Genomic DNA, 17,554 nt, shown 5'->3' on the forward strand with positions numbered 1-17,554 from the left:
GCAAGCCTGCGTGGTCGTTCGCTCATTTGGAATAACCAAACCGCGCTCACTCCGCCTGGGCTTGCAGGAAAACCGGCTCCGTCTTGGTGGTGTGAATAGGTCAGTGTTTCCCTAGAACATCGTGGGCAGGTCGAAGAAGAACGACGTGCCTGCGCCCGGCTCGGATTCCGCCCAGATGCTCCCGCCATGCAATTCGACGATCTTCTGGCAGATCGACAGCCCGATGCCGGTTCCGGCGTAGTCGTCGCTGGTGTGAAGGCGGCGGAACATCGTGAAGACACTGTCCAGCTGCTGCGCGTCGATGCCGATGCCGTTGTCCTTGACCTGAATCTGCTGCCGGCCGGCCGTTGTCGGCGACGCGCTGATGTGCACACAGGGTTTGGCGCCTGCTGGCTGAAACTTGATGGCATTGCCGATCAGGTTCTGCAGCAATTGGGTGAGCAGGGACTCGTCACCGGTGACCTTCGGTAGCGACGCGGTTGTGACCGTGGCACCCGCTTCGGTCAGCGTGCTTTGCAGTTGCAGGCAGGCGTTGTCGACAATTTGCTGTAGTTCCACCGGCTGATGCACCAGCTTGGTCTGATTGACGCGCGAGAGTTCGAGCAGGCCGTCGATCAAGGCCTGCATGCGCCGCGCGCATTCGTCGATGATGCCGAACAGTTCCTGATCATCTCCGTCCAGCGCAGGCCCCAGCTTGCGTTGCAGGAGTTCGTTGAAACCGACGATATTCCGCAGTGGTGCCTGCAGGTCGTGCGAGGCGACGTAGGCGAACTGCTCCAACTGCACATTGCTGGCTTCCAGCGTGCGGGCGTACTCGGTGAGCGTGCGTTCGGCGAGCTTGCGGTCGGTGATGTCACGGACCGCCGCCGTCGCGAACATGCCGTCATCGGTTTCCAGTGGCGACAGGCTGATCTCGATCGGGAACTCCGACCCGTCCTTGCGGCGACCACTCAATTCCAGGCCGGCGCCCATCTCGCGAACCTTGGGGCCAGTGAAGTAGTGGTCCCGATGGCCGGCGTGAGCATTGCGCAGGCGTTGCGGAATCAGCATCTCGACCTTGTGGCCTACCATGGCTTCGCGTTGGTAGCCGAACATGCGTACGGCCTGGGCGTTCACCAGGGCGATGTCACCGACGCTGTCGATGATGACCATTGCATCCGGTGCGGCCTCCAGCAGATTGCGAAACTGTCGCTGCGCTTTGCGCCGCTGCGTGGCATCGCGAATGGCCGCTGCGGCGAACAGGCCGCGTTCGGTGTCCAGCGGGCTGAGGCTGATTTCGATCGGGAATTCCGTGCCGTCCTTGCGCCGACCGCTGAGCTCCAGGCCGGCGCCCATTTCCCGCACCTTGGGCTCGCCAAAATAGGCGTCGCGAAAAATGCCATGGCCCTTCCGGAACTGCTCCGGAACCAGTATTTCGACGAGCTCGCCCAGCAGTTCGGAGCGAGGGTAGTCGAACAGGTGCTCGGTTTGCCGATTGACGAGGATGATGCGGCCGTCGCTGTCGATGACGACGATGGCGTCGGGCCCGCGTTCAACGATTTGCCGGAACCAGACAAGTTCCAGCTGCTCATCCAACGCTGCGCGGGCTGTGGTCATGGCTTGTTGTTCCCCTGGCCGGCGGCGGTCGTTGGTCGGGCGGGCGGCCAAGCGTCGCGCGACGGAGTCATTGTCCACAGTCCGGCCAGTGATCGCGACCCGCGCAGACCAATGTCATGAAAGGGTCACTGCACTGTCTCGGCAATGTCATGTCAAAGCTCAAACATTCATGGATTAATGTGCCCGAGTTGTATCCGCCATGGCCGAAGCTGATCGCACCCACTACCGCACCGTCTTTATCTCGGATATTCACCTCGGCACGGCAGGGTGCCAGGCCGAGAAACTGACCCGTTTCCTCAAGAGCGTCACCTGCGATGACCTCTACCTCGTCGGCGATATTGTCGATGGCTGGAAGCTCAAGAAGCAGTTCTTCTGGCCGCAGGAGCATACCAATGTGGTGCGCAAAATCCTGACGAAGTCGAAGCGCGGCACCCGCGTGCACTACGTCACCGGTAACCATGACGAGTTCCTGCGCAAGTTTGTCGACTACCGCCTGACGCTGGGCAATATCCGCGTGGTCAATGAGGCGGTGCATGAGACAGCCGACGGCCGCCGCTTGCTCATCTTGCACGGTGATCTGTTCGACGTGATCACGCGGTACCACCGCACCATCGCGCTGGCAGGCGATGTCGCCTACGAGGCGCTGATCGCCTCGAACCGTTACATCAACTTTTTCCGGCGCAAGTTCGGGCTGGGCTACTGGTCGCTGTCTAACTTCGCCAAACACACGACCAAGCGCTTCGTGAACCTGATCTCCAGTTTCGAGGATTCGGTGGCCCACGAATGCCGCAAGCGCGGCTTCGACGGCATCGTCTGCGGTCATATCCATCATGCGGAAATTCGCGATATCGATGGCGTGACGTACTACAACACCGGCGACTGGGTGGAATCCTGCACCGCGCTGGTCGAGCACGCCGATGGCCGGATGGAGATTCTGGACTGGTCCGAGAACGGCGTGCAGCGCAGCGAGAAGGTCACGCCGATTCGGTCTGCCGCAGCCGGCTGACCCGCGCGGGTCGGTGGCCGCCCGCAGAGATTACGGGCGGGCTTGCCTATACTCCCGCCATGACTGAAACCAAGACCGAAACCCTCATCGAGGGCCGATTCCTGCGGCTTGTGCGCCGCGGCCGCTGGGAATTCGTGCAGCGTGTGATTGCCCCTGAAGGCGCGGTGCAGATCATCGCGCTGACGCCGGAGCGAGAGATCCTCTACGTCGAGCAGCACCGACCACCAGTGGGCGGTCGCGTTATCGAATTGCCGGCAGGCCTGATCGACGGCGATGGAGGTCCGGACGAAACCGCCGAGGCCACGGCGATCCGCGAGCTGGAGGAGGAGACGGGCTACGCCTGCGAACGCGTCCGGCTGGTTCATCGCGGCCCGACATCGCCCGGCAGCTCGAACGAGTTCAATGCCTTCTACATCGCGGACGACTTGCGCCGAGTCAGCGATGGCGGGGGATTGGACAGTGAGGACATCACCGTGCACCGCGTGCCTCTGGCGCAGGCGCATGCCTGGCTGGCCGAGCAGTCCGAGCGCGGGTTGTTCATCGACCCACGCGCCTATGTAGGCCTCTACTGGGCGCAGCGCGGACTGTAGGCGGCTCGCACCTCGCGAGCGGGTTGAACGCGTTCCCTACAGAAACTGGGTTGGCGCAAAGACTTTGGCTGCATCCAATTTTTTGGCTTCGCTCACGGCCCCGAGCAGGATGCGGTCGGCCTGCACGGGGCCGGCGGCCTTGCAGGCTGCGACGTACAAACCTTGAGCCAGCATGTGCATGCGCGCCGAGTTGCCCCACTGGACGCCGTCCGGCGTTGCGCCGCGCATGGCGATTGTGGCCATGGCATCACCGAGTACGCCTGGCATCCGGCGGTCTTCCAGTGCGGTCCGCATCTCGGCCAGAAATTGCTGGATGACCACCGGTCCTAGTTCGCGCAGCTGCTCGCCATAGTGCTGAACAATCTTCAGAAACACGATTTCGGCGGGGGTGCCTTTCAGTTCGGTGCGAACGGAGGTCGTCGGTGCCGGGCGGCTTGCTGGCCGAGTTGGCGCCGTTGGGCCAGCGGCGGCCTGGATCATGCCGCGGTAAAGCGCCAGCCTCAGCTCATGGCGTTCACGTGCTTCCAGCGTCTGCACCGCCTGGATTTCGTTGACAAACTCGATCAGCGGAACGGACTTACGGCCGGCGAACTTCTGATCCCACAGGTCCAGGGCACTCTGGACGCCAGCCGCGTCCAGTTTGGTACCCAGGACCTGGCTGATGATGGTCCGTTCACGCGCATGCCGCGCGTCTGTGGCCGCCATCAGTCGGCCCGCCCGGCGTGTGGCAGATCTGTCTGGAATTCCGGATAGCCGACTTCCGAGTGCTCGGTGAAATCCAGTCCGCGCTGCTCGTGCAGGGATTCGGCGCGCACCTTGATGACGAGATTGATGCCGGCGAAGCAGAGCCAGGCCAACGGGAAAGCCCACAGGAAGGCGGCACCGATGCCCAGGAGCTGGGTCGCAATCACGCCGGGCTGGAACAGTCCTTCGTCGAGGAACAGTCCGGCGGCCAGCGTGCCCCAGGCACCACAGAATCCGTGGACCGGGATGGCGCCGACGACATCATCGACACGCAGCTTGAGCAGCAAGTCGCCGCCGAACACCGCAACCGGCGCGGCAACCAGGCCGGTGATGACCGCGAAAATCGGCTCCATGGAGCCGCAACCGGCGGTGATGGCGACCAGACCGGCCAATGCGCCGTTGACCGAGCTGGTGATGAGGACGGGGCGGCGCAGGACCGCGAGCAGCACCATGGTGCCGACGACGCCGGCCGCCGCCGCGAGGTTGGTATTGAGCAGGACCTTGCCGATGGAGCCGTCCGCGGCCAGCGTGCTGCCGCCATTGAAGCCGAACCAGCCCAGCCACAGGACAAAAACCCCCAACGCCACGCTGGGTAGGCTGTGGCCGGGGATCGGACGGACGCTGCCGTCGGACCCGAAGCGTCCGAGCCTCGGCCCAACGACGATGGCCGCTGCCAGCGCACACCAGCCGCCGATTGAATGCACGACGGTGGAGCCCGCGAAGTCGATGAATCCGCGTTCCGAAAGCCAGCCGCTGCCGGTGAAGGCGCTGCCCCAGACCCAGCTTCCGTAGACGGGGTAGATCAATCCCGTCACCGCAGCCGCGCCAATCGCATAGGCGGCGAAGCGCATGCGCTCGGCCACAGCGCCGGAGACGATCGTGGCGGCGGTGGCGGCGAACATCATCTGGAACACGAGAAATCCGGCCTCGCCACCCGCCAGATCACCGGGTACGAAATGCGATGTGCCGAACCAGCCACTGGGGTTGTCGCCGAACATCAGGCCGAAGCCCAGCGCCCAGAAGGCGAGCACGCCGACACAGAGGTCAGCGTAGTTTTTCATGATGACGTTAACGGTGTTCTTGGTTCGGACGAAGCCACCTTCCAGCAGGGCGAAGCCCGCCTGCATGAAGAAGACCAGTGCCGCGCTCACGCAAACCCAGATCAGGTCAGCCGGGTTTTCTAGCAAGCCCTGAGCGCTTGCGGTGGCGGGCGCGACCAATGCCGCGGTGAACAGACAGCGGGCGAGGCGCTTCATACGCATGCGAATCCTTCGGTGGCGATCCTTGCTGTCGCAACGCAGGTGCAGGCGTGGTCATGGCGTGTGGTGCGCGGCTTCGCCGCCGTGGGTGCCCGGCCAGCAGGCACCCACGGCGTTGAAGACTTGCCGGCCTAACCCCGGAGTCGGCCGTCCCCCTTCAAGGGAACCAACGCGTGCTTCCCAAACCGCGGCCTGCGCCGCGATTCCCCGAGCTTTCAAGCTCGACTGAAACCGCAAGCAATGCCGGGGCCAACTCGATGGAACGCTCCGTGGTTCACGCCGCGAGCGTTCCATCGCGGTAATCGGCGAGCGCCTGTTCGATTTCCTCGCGGGTGTTCATGACGAACGGGCCGTATTGAACCACCGGCTCACCCAATGGTGCGGCGGCGAGCAGCAACAGACGGGCACCGACACTCTCTGACAGAATTTCGATTCGGTCGCCCTGGCCCAGCAATCCCGCTGCCCGATGGGGCAGCGTCTTGCCTGCGATGCTGGCACTGCCTTCGTACACATACGCGAAGGCGTGGTGATGCGCCGGCAGGTCGGCCGCGAAGCGAGCGCCGGGCTGCAGATGAATGTCCAGCAGGGTTGGTTCGGTGATCGGCCGCTGGATTGCGCCCTCTACGCGGCTGCCATTGAGTTGCCATTCCCCGGCGATGACGCGTACGCGGCCGCCGTCGAAGGATGCCTCCGGGATGGCCGTGGATGGGATGTCCCGATACCCGGCCGGTTGCATCTTCAGCTTGGCAGGCAGGTTCAGCCAGAGCTGGAAGCCGCGCATACGGCCCTCGGTTTGCTGCGGCATTTCCGAGTGGATGATGCCGCGGGCCGCCGTCATCCATTGCACGTCGCCCGGGCCCAGGTCGCCGGTATTGCCGAGGTGATCCTTGTGCTGCATACGGCCATCGACCATGTACGTCACGGTTTCGAAGCCGCGATGCGGGTGCGAAGGGAAGCCGGCGATGTAGTCGTTGGGGTCGTCCGAGAAGAACTCGTCCAGCATCAGGAACGGGTCGTGGCGTAGCCCTTGGCTGGCACCCAGGCTGCGGCGCAGTTTGACGCCGGCACCATCGGATGCAGGCATGGACGGAATCACATGGTTCAGTTCGCGTAGGTTCATGGAACAGCTCCGGTGGGAGACGAGGAGAGAGGCCGCTGACCGTTAGGCCAACGTTGTCAGGCGGCGAGTTCGCTGAGGGTCTGCCGCGCGCTTTGCAGGGCCTGTTCGCGGTGTTCACCGCCCATGGCCAGGCCTTCGGCGTAGACAAACTCCACTGCATCGATGCCGAGGAACCCGAGGAAGTCGCGGACGTAACGGGTCTGCGTATCTCTTGGGGTGCCGACATATCGGCCACCCCGAGTCGCCAAGACAATGGCGCGCTTGCCTGTCAGCAAGCCGTCAGGGCCCTGCGCGGTGTAGCGAAAGGTAATCCCGGCACGGGCGATGTGGTCGAAATAGGCCTTCAGCGTCGACGGTATGCCGAAGTTGTACATCGGCAAGGCGATGACAATGACATCACTGTCCTGCAATTCCTGAATGAGCGCATCGGACAGCTCGACTTCAGCCGCCTGCTCAGGCGTGCGTTGCTCAGGCGGGACCGCGAAGGCCGCAAAGCGCGCAGCGGTGAGGTGCGGCACCGGATCGGTCGCCAGATCGCGATGGCGAATGGTGGCGTCACCGTGTTCGCGCTGCCAGGTTTGGATGAACTGCTGACCCAGCTGCGTGGAGCTGGCGTTGGCGGAATGCAGGCTGGTGCTGAGAAAGAGCAGATTGGTCATGATCGAACCCCGGAAGCTGGTGTGTATGTCGAGCATTAAACAATCAATTGATATGGAGAAAAAGCGCAAATTTATCGGTAAACTCATCGAAAAATTCGAATGGTTTGTGTATGGCTAGAATCTCCCTGGAGCAATGGAAAGCCTTGGTGGCCGTCGTCGACGCTGGGGGCTATGCGCAGGCGGCAGCGCAGCTGCATAAGAGCCAATCCGCCGTGAGTTACGCGGTTCAGAAACTGGAACGCACGCTCAATGTGCAGGTGTTTCAGGTGCGCGGGCGAAAGGCCGAGCTAACCGAGGTGGGCGCCGCACTGCTGCAACGTGCCAAGACGTTGCTGGAAGATGCGGAACAACTCGAGCATGGCGCGCAACGGCTGGCTGCGGGCATTGAACCCAAGCTGCGTCTGGCGGTGGAGATTCTGTTCCCCACCTGGTTGTTGCTGGAGTGCTTCGCGGCTTTCGCGACCCGGTATCCGAACACGCACCTGGAACTGGAGGAGTCGGTTCTGGGCGGGACCGACGAGGCGATACTCTCGCGCCGTGTCGATCTGGCCATCGCGCCCGGTGTGCCGGTCGGGTTTCACAGCGAGCCATTGATGGACGTGCGCTTCATCCCGGTGGCCCACGCCGATCACCCGCTGCATCGCTTGGGCCGGCGGCTGGAGTATCGCGATTTGCGCCAACATCGTCAGATCGTGATTCGGGATTCTGCCGTGCAACGCAAGCGGGAGAGCGGCGCCTGGCTTGGGGCAGATCAGCGTTGGACTGTCAGCAACAAGGCCACGTCGATTCAGGCGTTGACCATGGGCTTGGGATTCGCCTGGGTGGCCGATCACATCATCGCGCGGGAACTGGAGCGCGGCGTGCTAAAACCGCTCCCGATGGTGGGAGACGACCAGCGGCGCGCAACGCTTTATCTGATCTCCCCTGAACCTGGGTTTGCCGGCCCGGCCAGCCAGGCCCTGGCGGATATCCTGCGCCGGGAGACGGCGAAACAGTGCGCGGCGCAATCGACGCGGCCCAGGTGACGAGCCGCCAACCCGCGCGCCGCCACGTTCGGTGATCAGATGTATACCATCCAGCAGCCGACCGGCGGATGAGCGCTTGTCCATGGAATGTTTCATGATTGTTCAACCACTCGAAGAATTGCGCGTGCCGTCCAATCGGCGACATATGCGAGCGCAGTAAAAGAGAACATCCGCATTTCCATCGAACTCGACAAGCTGAATAACCGCTACAGCGGCTTGGCGTATGCGTCGGGCATGCTGGTGTTCGCGGGGGCCATTTTCGTCGAGCGCGTGTTTGCCGGTGCGCGCTTCGACCAGTTCGATGCCGTCATCGCCGCGTGCATTCTGCTGCCGCAGTTCGTCTTGCTTTCGAAACCGGTGCTGCGGCGGTTCGAGGAAGGTGCGCGTTCGGCGTTGAGCGGCGCGATCGTGGTGAGCAACGGCCTGATGTTGGTCGCCTTCTGTGTTCGGCACACGCGATCTACCGATGGCCTGCCGTACATGCTGGAAATGGTGCTGATCCAGACGGTATTCGCCTACATTTTCTCCGGTTTAAGTCTGCGGGCAGCCGTGACCGCGGGCGCCGCCATGTGGGGGGCATTGCTGCTGGGCCTGTTCTGGATGGTCGACCTACCGCCTAGCGCGTTGGCGCGGACGGCACTCGTGATCACGGCCTTGAACATTGTCGGGTTGATGGGCCGGCTGTGGACGACCGCGCTGGCCCGGCACTACGACCGCGTGCGGCAGGAACTCGATTACGAAGCCTCGCACGACCCGCTAACGGGCACGCTGAACCGTCGCGGCATTCAGGCGACGCTGGATCGCGTACTGAAACATGCCTACCGGGAGCGGCTACCGGTCGGTGTGCTGTACCTCGACCTCGACGGCTTCAAGCGCATCAATGACGACATCAGCCACGCCGCCGGGGATGCGATGCTGGCAACCATCGCGAATCTGCTCAAGGACGCGTCGCGTCGCCCGCTGGACGCGGTGGCGCGCATGGGGGGCGATGAGTTTCTCGTGATCTGGCCCACCGCCGAGTCGGGCAAATTACTCGCGCATACGCAGCGCCTTGCGCAGGCCATCGCCCATTCTCGGCAGGTATCCGACGGCGGCCGCGAGTTCGGTGTCACCGCGAGCATCGGCGTGTTCGTGGCTCAACCGGGCTCGCAGATGTGGTCGGCCGAGGCCGTTGTGACGGCCGCAGAACGGTTGGCCATGACGGCGAAAGCCGCCGGTGGGGATCGAATCGAGTTCAGCGGTGCAGGACCGCAGGCCGCGCTGTCGTTGACTCACGGCGCAGCCTAGCTTGCAGATCGGTGGCGCGGGCTGTGCGCATGCCGAGGAATGTTCTAAGCTGATCAGACCGTCCCAGGGGTGCCCGTCGCGGCTGAGAGAGTCCCTTGGAACCTGAACCGGATTGTGCCGGCGTAGGGAGTGGACGCAGGCGCTGCACGCAGGGTCCGTCCGTCCCGTTCGTTGGGCCAGGAGAGTACCCATGAGCGCGACCCCCAAGACCATCCAGGCTGATATCGCCGAAAACGCGCGCCGCGTTCGCGATGAAATGCGCGAGCCATTCGCCCAGTCACAGAAGATCTATGTCGCCGGCTCCACGCCCGACATCCGGGTGCCGATGCGCGAGATCGCCTGCTCGCCGACACGGACTGAGACCGGCTTCGAGTCAAATCCGTCGGTCACGGTTTATGACACGTCCGGCGTCTACCAAGACCCTGACGTTGCTATTGACCTGCTGGAGGGCTTGCCGCCGCTGCGCGCGCCCTGGATCGAGGCGCGAGGTGACACCGAACAACTCGCTGGGCCGACGTCCAGCTTTGGCCAGGGGCGGGCCAGTGACCCGGCGACGGAAGCGTTGCGCTTCGGCCATATCCGTCCGCCGGCCCGCGCGGTCGCCGGTGCCAATGTCACGCAAATGCACTACGCCAAGCAGGGCATCATCACGCCAGAGATGGAGTTCGTCGCCATCCGTGAGAACACCCGGCTGGCGGAGCTGCGGGCCGAGTACGAGGCGGCCGGTTATCTGCGGCGCCAGCATGGCGGGCAGGGTTTCGGCGCCCGGCTGCCGGCCGAGGTCACCCCTGAGTTCGTGCGTGACGAGATCGCTGCCGGCCGCGCCATTATTCCGAACAACATTAACCACCCGGAATCCGAGCCGATGATCATCGGCCGCAACTTCCGGGTGAAGATCAACGCCAACATCGGCAATTCGGCCGTCACCTCGTCGATCTCGGAAGAGGTCGAGAAAATGGTCTGGGCCACGCGCTGGGGCGCGGATACCGTGATGGACCTGTCCACCGGCAAGCACATCCACGAAACCCGTGAATGGATCATCCGCAACTCGCCGGTCCCCATCGGTACGGTGCCGATCTACCAGGCGCTGGAAAAGGTTGACGGCAAGGCCGAAGACCTCACCTGGGAGTTGTTCCGCGACACGCTGATCGAGCAGGCCGAGCAGGGTGTGGATTACTTCACCATCCACGCCGGCGTGCGCCTGGCCTATGTGCCGATGACAGCCGACCGCCTCACCGGCATCGTCTCGCGCGGTGGCTCCATCATGGCGAAGTGGTGCCTGGCGCATCACGAGGAGTCCTTCCTCTACACCCAGTTCGAAGAGATCTGCGAAATCATGAAGGCCTACGACGTGGCCTTCTCCCTGGGCGATGGTCTGCGCCCTGGGTGTTTGTCCGACGCCAACGACGCGGCTCAATTCGCCGAGTTGGAAACCCTCGGCGAGCTGACCAAGATTGCTTGGGAGCACGATTGTCAGGTGATGATCGAAGGCCCCGGCCACGTGCCCATGCAGCTCATCCGCGAGAACATGGACAAGGAGCTGCGCGACTGCTTCGAGGCTCCGTTCTACACGTTGGGTCCGCTGGTCACCGACATCGCACCGGGCTATGACCACATCACCTCGGGCATCGGCGCCGCCCAGATCGGCTGGTACGGCACGGCCATGCTCTGCTACGTGACGCCCAAGGAGCATCTCGGCCTGCCGGACAAGGACGACGTGCGCGAAGGTATCGTCACCTACAAGATTGCTGCCCATGCCGCCGACCTCGCCAAGGGCCACCCCGCTGCCCAGGTGCGTGACAACGCGCTATCCAAGGCGCGGTTCGAGTTCCGCTGGGACGACCAGTTCAACCTGGGCCTGGACCCGAACAAGGCCAAGGAATTCCACGACGAGACCCTGCCCAAGGACTCTGCCAAGGTCGCCCACTTCTGCTCCATGTGCGGACCGCATTTCTGCTCGATGAAGATCACGCAGGATGTTCGCGACTACGCCAAGAAGCAGGGCATCGCCGCGATTCCGGTGGCGGTGGAAACCGGCATGGAAGAGAAGGCGCGCGAGTTTCGCGAGCAGGGTGGGGAGGTTTACCGACCCGCCTGAGCGGGTCGGGGCGCTCGGCGCCTCGGTTCGTGGTGAATTTTCGCCGGATTGGCTGTCAGACCGTGGACCACCCACGCCACGGAGCAGGCAAGTGAAGATCCAACTCGAAGGCAAGACCGCGATTGTCACCGGTTCTACCAAAGGCATTGGCCTAGCAGCGGCCAAGGGCCTCGCGGCGGCCGGTGCCAAGGTGATCGTCAACGGCCGGACCGAGGACTCCGTGAAGCAGGCTCAGCAAGCGGTGGCGGGCGCCGTCAGCGGCGCCGCCGTGGACCGATTTGCGGCCGATGTGGGCACAGTGGAAGGCTGCGATGCGCTCATCGCGGCGCACCCGCATTGCGACATTCTCGTCAACAATGTCGGGGTCTTCGGTCCGCAGGATTTCTACGAGATCCCGGATGACGAGTGGAGCCGATTTTTCGAGACGAATGTGATGTCCGGCGTCCGCCTGGCGCGGGCCTATACGCCGACCATGGTGGACAACGGCTGGGGGCGCGTCGTGTTTCTTGGGTCCGAATCGGCGTTCAACATCCCGCCTGACATGATCCACTACGGCATGACCAAGACGGCCTGTGTCGTAGTGGCGCGCGGCCTGGCCAAACGGCTCGCCGGGACGGGTGTCACCGTGAACTCCGTGCTGCCCGGCCCGACCTTGTCGGAGGGCGTACAGGCGATGATCGCCGACGAGATCGAAGGAACCGACAAGACCATGGAGGAGGCCGGGGCCGAATTCGTTCAGGCGCACCGGCCGTCATCCATCCTCCAGCGCGCAACCCGGGTGGAGGAGGTCGCCAATATGATTGTCTACACCTGCTCGTTGCAGGCGTCCGCGACCACCGGTGCGGCGTTGCGTGTGGATGGCGGGGTTGTGGATTCGATTTGATTCGCGGCGCCGCGAGGCTCGCTATGCTGTATTCCCCTTCGCACGAAAGGACGAGACCATGGATGTCATCCGGATTCTGCTCGCGATTGTCCTGCCCCCGGTAGGCGTGTTTCTTCAGGTCGGCATCGGCCTGCACTTCTGGCTCAATATTTTGCTGACGATTCTCGGTTACATCCCGGGCATCATCCATGCGGTCTGGGTGATCGTGAAAAAGTAGCGGACAGAAAAAAGCCGCCGAGAAAGCGCGGCGGCTTTTTCTTCTGAGCGGCCTTCAGGCGACGCTTTGCTGCTGTGCCTTGTGGCGGCCTTCCTCGATTTCCTCAATCAATTTGGCATTGAAGGCCGGCAGGTCATCCGGCACGCGCGAGGTCACCAGGCCTTGTTCGCAGACCATTTCGCGGTCGTAGACCGTGGCGCCGGCGTTGCTCAGGTCCGTTTGTACGGCAGGAACTGCTGTCATCTCACGATCCTGGACGACGTTGGCGCTGATCAATACCTGCGGGCCGTGGCAGATGGCCGAGACGACCTTCTTCTGTTCGAAGAAGTCGCGGACAAAGCTCAGCGCTGTCTCGTTCGTGCGCAGCGCATCCGGCGAGAACAGCCCGCCCGGAATCACGATGGCGTCGTAGTCCGCGGCATTGGCCTCGCTCAGGAGCGCGTCGACCTTGAATCGGTCGCCTTTGTCAGTGTGGTGCATGCCCTGAATCTCGCCGTCCTGGTCGGAGACGATCTGCGTGGCCATGCCCGCATCTTCCAGGGCTTGTTTGGGGGATGTGAGTTCGATCTGCTCGAATCCGTTGGTGGCCAGAATCGCCACGGTATTGGTTTGCTGTGAGCTCATCGTTTCTCCTTGTGGGTGCACATAGTCAGCGGTTGGGGATTGACCGCGTATTCATGCGACAGGGTTCACGCGCAGCCGTTCCATGCGGGTTTTGGCGAATCACCGCGTGCGGAGCGCGATAGCCCGTGTTGGAATACGCGGCATGACCGAGACCGAACAACCGGCCCCCGAATCCGCCGACGCGATCAAGCGGCGGATGGCCAAGCAGCGCCGCCGCGCCCGTGCTGCGGCCCGCGCCAAGGCGCGCAGCACCCATATCGCATTCGTGCTGGTGATTATTGTCGGGATGGTCCTGGTCGTGCCGCGCTATCCGGGCATTCTGATCTTCATGTTGCCGCCGTTTGCGGTGCTGGCAGCCTTTGCTATTGGCGCGGGGCTGTGGCGCCTGTCGCCGATCAAGCGCTGGTATGCCCGCCAGTTTGGGCGGCCGCCATCCTTTTGGCACAGTCTGATCACCGGGGCTGCGCTGCTGGGCGTGGCATTGTGGATCGCCATCGCGGTGAGCACGTCGTCCCCTGCCGGAGCCTGGTGAATTGAGCGAATCCATGACGACTGTGCGTGAGCGCGGGCCGCTTTACGGCATACATCTCGCGATTCTGGTGATTCTCTTGCTTGGTCTGCTTCGACTCGGGCGGGATGTTCTCATGCCCATCGCCCTGGCCTTGCTGCTGAACATCACGCTACGCCCGATCATCGCTCGACTGCGTCGGGTGGGCTTGCCAGCGCCGGTTTCCGCAGGGTTTGTCGTGGTCTCGCTGGTCGGGCTGGTCAGCCTGTTTGTCTACGCCGGTTACGATCCGATGTTGCACTGGCTTGAGAGTGCACCGAAGTCTATTCAGGAGTTGCGCGCGCACGGACAGGGCGATTTATCCGGGGTGAAGAAGGCCACCGAAGCGGTGAGCGAAATTGCAGCAGGCGGCGAGGAGGGCGAGCGCCCGATCGTGGTGCAGCAGGCAGATACCACGTTCACCGCACAGTTGGCCGAGGCAGCCAAGACCGGCGCAGGGATTACCGGCATCACCTTGATATTGCTGTACGTCCTGTTGGCGACGGGCGATCTGCTGCTGCGAAAACTGGTGCAACTCGCGAGCGGATTTTCGGCCCAGCGCCGTGTCGTCGTGACCGTTCGCGCCCTCGAAGCCCACCTGGCGCTTTATCTCGGGACCATGTTGCTGCTGAATCTAGGCGTTGCGCTGATCGTCGGCCTCGCGCTTTGGCTGGCGGGATTCGATGATCCCATCCTGTGGGGCATGGCGGCCGGCCTGCTGCGTCTGATTCCGTACCTGGGCAACATCGTCGTCGTGGCGATTTTGCTGACGCTGGGCGTATTGGCCTACGACCCGTTCTGGATGATGCTGGCGCCGCCAGTGGCGTATCTGGCGTTCATTACGATCTACGGCAACGTGTTCGAGCTGTTCGTGCACGGTCGCCGACTGGCACTCAACCCCATCATGCTGTTCGTCTACGTGTTGTTCTGGGGCACGATCTGGGGCATCCCCGGTGCCTTGATCGCCGTGCCGCTGCTGGCGGCAACCAAGGTGATTGCGGAACAGGTGCCGGCGCTGCGGCCACTGGGGCGGTTCGTGAGCGCCTAGCTCTCCTAGTTGAACTGCAAGGTGGTCTGCAGCCCGAAGCGGCGGTAGACCTTTTCCATGACGAACAGCGGGCCGATGAGCAGAAATACCAGGTCCTCACCAAACGAGGGTTTCGCACCCTCGACCTCGTGGCCGTAGAACTGCACGGCCCATGCCGCAACCCACAGCGCGGCTGACACGCCGGCCAACCACCAACCGGCGCCGCCCAGTGCCAGAATGCCGATGACGGACAAGGCGAACCAGCCGGTCATCACCAGCGCGCTGCGCAGCGACAGCTTCAGATAGAACAGCCCGGCGAACAGGCCGCCCACCGTCGCGGCGTTGACGAATTCGGCGATTGCGGCATCCAGGCCCAGCCACTGCCCGATGGGCACGCACCACAGCAAGCCCAGCGTGGAGAAGACGATCACCGGCACGCAGATCATGTGGATCAGCTGGTTGGTCGGATTCTGGTGATCGCGTTGGTAGGCTTGCAGAAATTCTTGTTGGGTACGCATCGGTTGTCTCCTGACATTGCGATGACGGTAGATTGCCGGGTCGATTGCTCTGAATCTGTCACCTGGACGACAGTTGCGGGAGGTTTTGAACGATGACGATCGATCACGGCGCCGCGAGGGCGCTGATCGCATCCAGCGAGTGGTTTCGGGAGCTGCCGCCAGAGGTGGTGTCGCAACTCGGTCGGTTGGCCCGCCTGCGCCAGCTGGACGATGGGACACGCCTGTTTGCCCAAGGGGATGAGGCTGACGGACTGTACGGCGTGCTGCGCGGGCAGGTTCGCATCAGTAGTCAGGGTGCCGACGGCCGCGAGTTGCTGGTCAATGTCTTCGAGCCGGGCGGCTGGTTCGGCGAGATTTCCATGTTCGATGACCTGCCGCGTACGCACGATGCCGCGGCACAAGGGGCCACGGATCTGCTGTTGATACCGAAGCGGGAGTTCCGCGCACTCCTGGAGGCCGACCCCGGCCTCTATCCCCATTTCATGCGCATGCTGTGCCGCAAGCTCAGGCGCAGCTTCGGCTATATCGAAAGCGCTGCGTTTCTGCCGCTACGGGGCCGCTTGGCCTATCGCCTTGCGGAGCTGGTCGAACTGCATGGTCAGGCCAATCCCGATGGCAGTGTCACCATCGGCCTGCACCTGCCACAGGACGAGTTGGCGCGGATGGTCAACGCGGCGCGGCCTAGCGTCTCGCGAGAACTCAAGACGTTGGAAGCGGATGGGTTGATCGCGCTGGCCTACGGTGAAATCCGCGTGCTGGATGCGCAGCGGCTAGCAGCCGTGGCGGAGGGCCAGACGTCTTCACGCCGCTGACCGTTGGGCAGAATCAACAAACCGGTGGCAGCCGCGCGGACGTTACAGCGAGTCGCGAAGCAGGCGACCCCAGTCTGAGAGGGACTTCAATATCTGAAGTTTCCCGGCATCCCCGGCACACTGCGCCTGGAGTGCAGTAATCGCGGTGTCGTAGTCGTTGAGGCCGAGCCCGCCGTCCGGCGCGAATTCCAGCCGATTGCTGCGAAACTGGTTCCATTCGTCGCGTTCTGCGTCGTTCAGCGAATCCGGGTGGTAGCGGCCCCGGTAGCGGAACAGCAGATCGTGCAGACGCTTGTCGCGGAACGGTAGCTCGAGGTTGTCGAACTCCGCCGGCGCGAGACCCGGAATCCGCTCGCAGAGGCGGCGGTCCTCGTCACCGACGAAGCCGCCGTACAGGTCTTGTTCAGGGTCGCTGGGCGCATCGAACTCGGCCATTGCGAAGACGGCGGCGGCCTTGTCGGCAACGTTGTCCATGGCGTCCGCGAGCTGTTTCCAGTGCCTGCGGCACTGGTCCAGATCCAGCGCTACACGCTCGGCCTGTTCTGGCTTGAGCGTGTTGACAGGCACCAGAACAGGGGCGCGATTCACATGCACGCCCTTGAGAGCGATGCGTTCGACATCTTCGGGCAGATCGGCACGGGGCGTGAAGATGCGTTCGTGGACATCGACCGCCGGCAGGTCGATCAATGCGCTGGGATCGTGGCGCAGGTCGTAGCAGATGACGGCATTGCTGTTGGTCGGGTGCGGGCAGAGCGGCATGATCAGGCTCAGGCAACCCTGAGTCGCCGGAAACTTTTCCGATACATGCAGCACGGGCATGTGCCGGTCCAGGTCCAGCATGGACCGGGCGGAGGCCTTGTCGCGGTGTGACCAGACGAAATCGTAAAGGCGGGGCTGTCGCTTGCGGATCAGTCCGGCCAGCGCGATGGTCGCCCTGACATCGGAGACCGCGTCATGCGCACGCTGCTGCTCCAGCCCGTTCGCCTGCGCCAGGTGCTCCAGCTTGAAGCTGGGCTGGCCATCATCGCGCAGCGGCCACTCAATGCCGTCGGGGCGCAGCGCATAGGTGAGGCGCACCATGTCGATGAGGTCCCAGCGCCCACAACCGTTGCGCCACTCGCGGGCGTAGGGGTCGTGAAAATTGCGCCAGGCGGTATGCCGGGTAACCTCATCGTCGAAGCGCAGGCTGTTATAGCCCACCCCGATCGTGCCGGGCGTGCCGAGTTCACCGAGGACCAGGCGGATGAACTCCGGCTCGATCACGCCACGCTCCGCCGCAGCCTGCGGTGTGATGCCGGTGATCAGACAAGCTTCGGGGCTCGGGGTCTGGTCCAACGATGGCTGGCAGAACCATTCGATGGGCTCGCCGATGGGGTTGAACTCGGTATCGGTGCGGATGGCGGCGAATTGCGCCGGTCGGTCGAACCGCGGATTGACGCCGAAGGTCTCGTAGTCGTGCCACAAAAAGCTGGTCATGGGCTCAGTTTATCGGCTGCGTGGCGGCGCATGTCCGGGTTGGGGCGATTTTTTCGTATTAGCAGT

General features: G+C 63.4%; 18 protein-coding genes and 1 riboswitch. Of the genes, 10 read left to right on the top strand and 8 right to left on the bottom strand.

Annotated features, from left to right (window positions below; translation table 11 throughout):
- Positions 1 to 111: 111 nt before the first annotated feature.
- Entirely contained in the window at positions 112 to 1,596 is a 1,485-nt protein-coding gene (locus tag ACE1EY_RS10720) for a PAS domain-containing sensor histidine kinase (protein WP_291512941.1), read from the bottom strand.
- A gap of 199 nt (positions 1,597 to 1,795) precedes the next feature.
- Between ACE1EY_RS10720 and ACE1EY_RS10725 the strand changes: the two genes are divergently transcribed.
- Both ACE1EY_RS10725 and ACE1EY_RS10730 read left to right on the top strand, forming a co-directional pair.
- The gene (locus ACE1EY_RS10725; RefSeq protein ID WP_291512940.1) at positions 1,796 to 2,602 is read left to right on the top strand and encodes a UDP-2,3-diacylglucosamine diphosphatase; all 807 of its coding nucleotides are present in this window, start codon (positions 1,796 to 1,798) and stop codon (positions 2,600 to 2,602) included.
- Positions 2,603 to 2,661: 59 nt separating this feature from the next.
- Positions 2,662 to 3,192, top strand: a complete 531-nt coding sequence (locus ACE1EY_RS10730) for an NUDIX hydrolase (RefSeq protein ID WP_291512939.1) — start codon at positions 2,662 to 2,664, stop codon at positions 3,190 to 3,192.
- 36 nt (positions 3,193 to 3,228) lie between these two features.
- Here ACE1EY_RS10730 and ACE1EY_RS10735 read toward each other — a convergent pair whose 3' ends face one another.
- The 4 genes from ACE1EY_RS10735 to ACE1EY_RS10750 form a co-directional block, all read right to left on the bottom strand.
- The gene (locus ACE1EY_RS10735; RefSeq protein ID WP_291512938.1) at positions 3,229 to 3,897 is read right to left on the bottom strand and encodes a hypothetical protein; all 669 of its coding nucleotides are present in this window, start codon (positions 3,895 to 3,897) and stop codon (positions 3,229 to 3,231) included.
- The gene (locus ACE1EY_RS10740; protein WP_370300160.1) at positions 3,897 to 5,198 is read right to left on the bottom strand and encodes an ammonium transporter; all 1,302 of its coding nucleotides are present in this window, start codon (positions 5,196 to 5,198) and stop codon (positions 3,897 to 3,899) included. Before ACE1EY_RS10740 ends, ACE1EY_RS10735 begins: the two co-directional genes overlap by 1 nt.
- A gap of 271 nt (positions 5,199 to 5,469) precedes the next feature.
- Positions 5,470 to 6,315: a pirin family protein gene (locus ACE1EY_RS10745; protein WP_291512937.1), complete on the bottom strand. Its 846-nt coding sequence runs from the start codon at positions 6,313 to 6,315 to the stop codon at positions 5,470 to 5,472.
- Positions 6,316 to 6,371: 56 nt separating this feature from the next.
- Entirely contained in the window at positions 6,372 to 6,974 is a 603-nt protein-coding gene (locus tag ACE1EY_RS10750; RefSeq protein WP_370300161.1) for an FMN-dependent NADH-azoreductase, read from the bottom strand.
- Between the two features lie 110 nt (positions 6,975 to 7,084).
- On the opposite strand from ACE1EY_RS10750, the gene ACE1EY_RS10755 reads away from it, so the two are divergent.
- The 5 genes from ACE1EY_RS10755 to ACE1EY_RS10775 all read left to right on the top strand — a co-directional run bounded on the left by ACE1EY_RS10755 (position 7,085) and on the right by ACE1EY_RS10775 (position 12,484).
- Positions 7,085 to 7,999: a LysR family transcriptional regulator gene (locus ACE1EY_RS10755; RefSeq protein ID WP_370300162.1), complete on the top strand. Its 915-nt coding sequence runs from the start codon at positions 7,085 to 7,087 to the stop codon at positions 7,997 to 7,999.
- A gap of 87 nt (positions 8,000 to 8,086) precedes the next feature.
- Positions 8,087 to 9,286: a GGDEF domain-containing protein gene (locus ACE1EY_RS10760; protein ID WP_373928076.1), complete on the top strand. Its 1,200-nt coding sequence runs from the start codon at positions 8,087 to 8,089 to the stop codon at positions 9,284 to 9,286.
- Positions 9,287 to 9,341: 55 nt separating this feature from the next.
- Positions 9,342 to 9,433, top strand: a riboswitch (TPP riboswitch).
- Positions 9,434 to 9,476: 43 nt separating this feature from the next.
- Positions 9,477 to 11,384 (top strand): phosphomethylpyrimidine synthase ThiC, encoded by a 1,908-nt coding sequence (gene thiC, locus ACE1EY_RS10765; RefSeq protein WP_370300164.1) that lies wholly within the window; start codon positions 9,477 to 9,479, stop codon positions 11,382 to 11,384.
- A 91-nt stretch (positions 11,385 to 11,475) separates the two neighbouring features.
- Positions 11,476 to 12,267: an SDR family oxidoreductase gene (locus ACE1EY_RS10770; protein ID WP_291512931.1), complete on the top strand. Its 792-nt coding sequence runs from the start codon at positions 11,476 to 11,478 to the stop codon at positions 12,265 to 12,267.
- A gap of 58 nt (positions 12,268 to 12,325) precedes the next feature.
- On the top strand, positions 12,326 to 12,484 hold the full coding sequence (locus ACE1EY_RS10775) for a YqaE/Pmp3 family membrane protein (protein WP_291512930.1): 159 nt from the start codon (positions 12,326 to 12,328) through the stop codon (positions 12,482 to 12,484).
- Positions 12,485 to 12,538: 54 nt separating this feature from the next.
- On the opposite strand, the gene ACE1EY_RS10780 is transcribed toward ACE1EY_RS10775, so the two are convergent.
- Positions 12,539 to 13,108, bottom strand: a complete 570-nt coding sequence (locus tag ACE1EY_RS10780) for a type 1 glutamine amidotransferase domain-containing protein (protein WP_291512929.1) — start codon at positions 13,106 to 13,108, stop codon at positions 12,539 to 12,541.
- Between the two features lie 142 nt (positions 13,109 to 13,250).
- Between ACE1EY_RS10780 and ACE1EY_RS10785 the strand changes: the two genes are divergently transcribed.
- Together ACE1EY_RS10785 and ACE1EY_RS10790 are read left to right on the top strand one after the other, a co-directional pair.
- Positions 13,251 to 13,640, top strand: coding sequence for a hypothetical protein (locus ACE1EY_RS10785; protein WP_291512928.1), 390 nt, complete (start codon positions 13,251 to 13,253; stop codon positions 13,638 to 13,640).
- A gap of 13 nt (positions 13,641 to 13,653) precedes the next feature.
- Entirely contained in the window at positions 13,654 to 14,703 is a 1,050-nt protein-coding gene (locus tag ACE1EY_RS10790) for an AI-2E family transporter (RefSeq protein ID WP_291512927.1), read from the top strand.
- A gap of 5 nt (positions 14,704 to 14,708) precedes the next feature.
- On the opposite strand, the gene ACE1EY_RS10795 is transcribed toward ACE1EY_RS10790, so the two are convergent.
- On the bottom strand, positions 14,709 to 15,200 hold the full coding sequence (locus tag ACE1EY_RS10795; RefSeq protein WP_291512926.1) for an Mpo1-like protein: 492 nt from the start codon (positions 15,198 to 15,200) through the stop codon (positions 14,709 to 14,711).
- 92 nt (positions 15,201 to 15,292) lie between these two features.
- Between ACE1EY_RS10795 and ACE1EY_RS10800 the strand changes: the two genes are divergently transcribed.
- The gene (locus ACE1EY_RS10800; protein ID WP_291512925.1) at positions 15,293 to 16,012 is read left to right on the top strand and encodes a Crp/Fnr family transcriptional regulator; all 720 of its coding nucleotides are present in this window, start codon (positions 15,293 to 15,295) and stop codon (positions 16,010 to 16,012) included.
- Between the two features lie 42 nt (positions 16,013 to 16,054).
- Here the strand turns inward: ACE1EY_RS10800 and sbcB are convergent, their stop codons facing one another.
- Positions 16,055 to 17,488, bottom strand: coding sequence for an exodeoxyribonuclease I (sbcB, locus tag ACE1EY_RS10805; RefSeq protein WP_291512924.1), 1,434 nt, complete (start codon positions 17,486 to 17,488; stop codon positions 16,055 to 16,057).
- Between the last annotated feature and the right edge of the window lie 66 nt (positions 17,489 to 17,554).

The sequence above is a fragment of the Abyssibacter sp. genome, assembly GCF_964229365.1.
In the GTDB taxonomy this organism is placed as follows: Bacteria; Pseudomonadota; Gammaproteobacteria; order Nevskiales; family OUC007; genus Abyssibacter.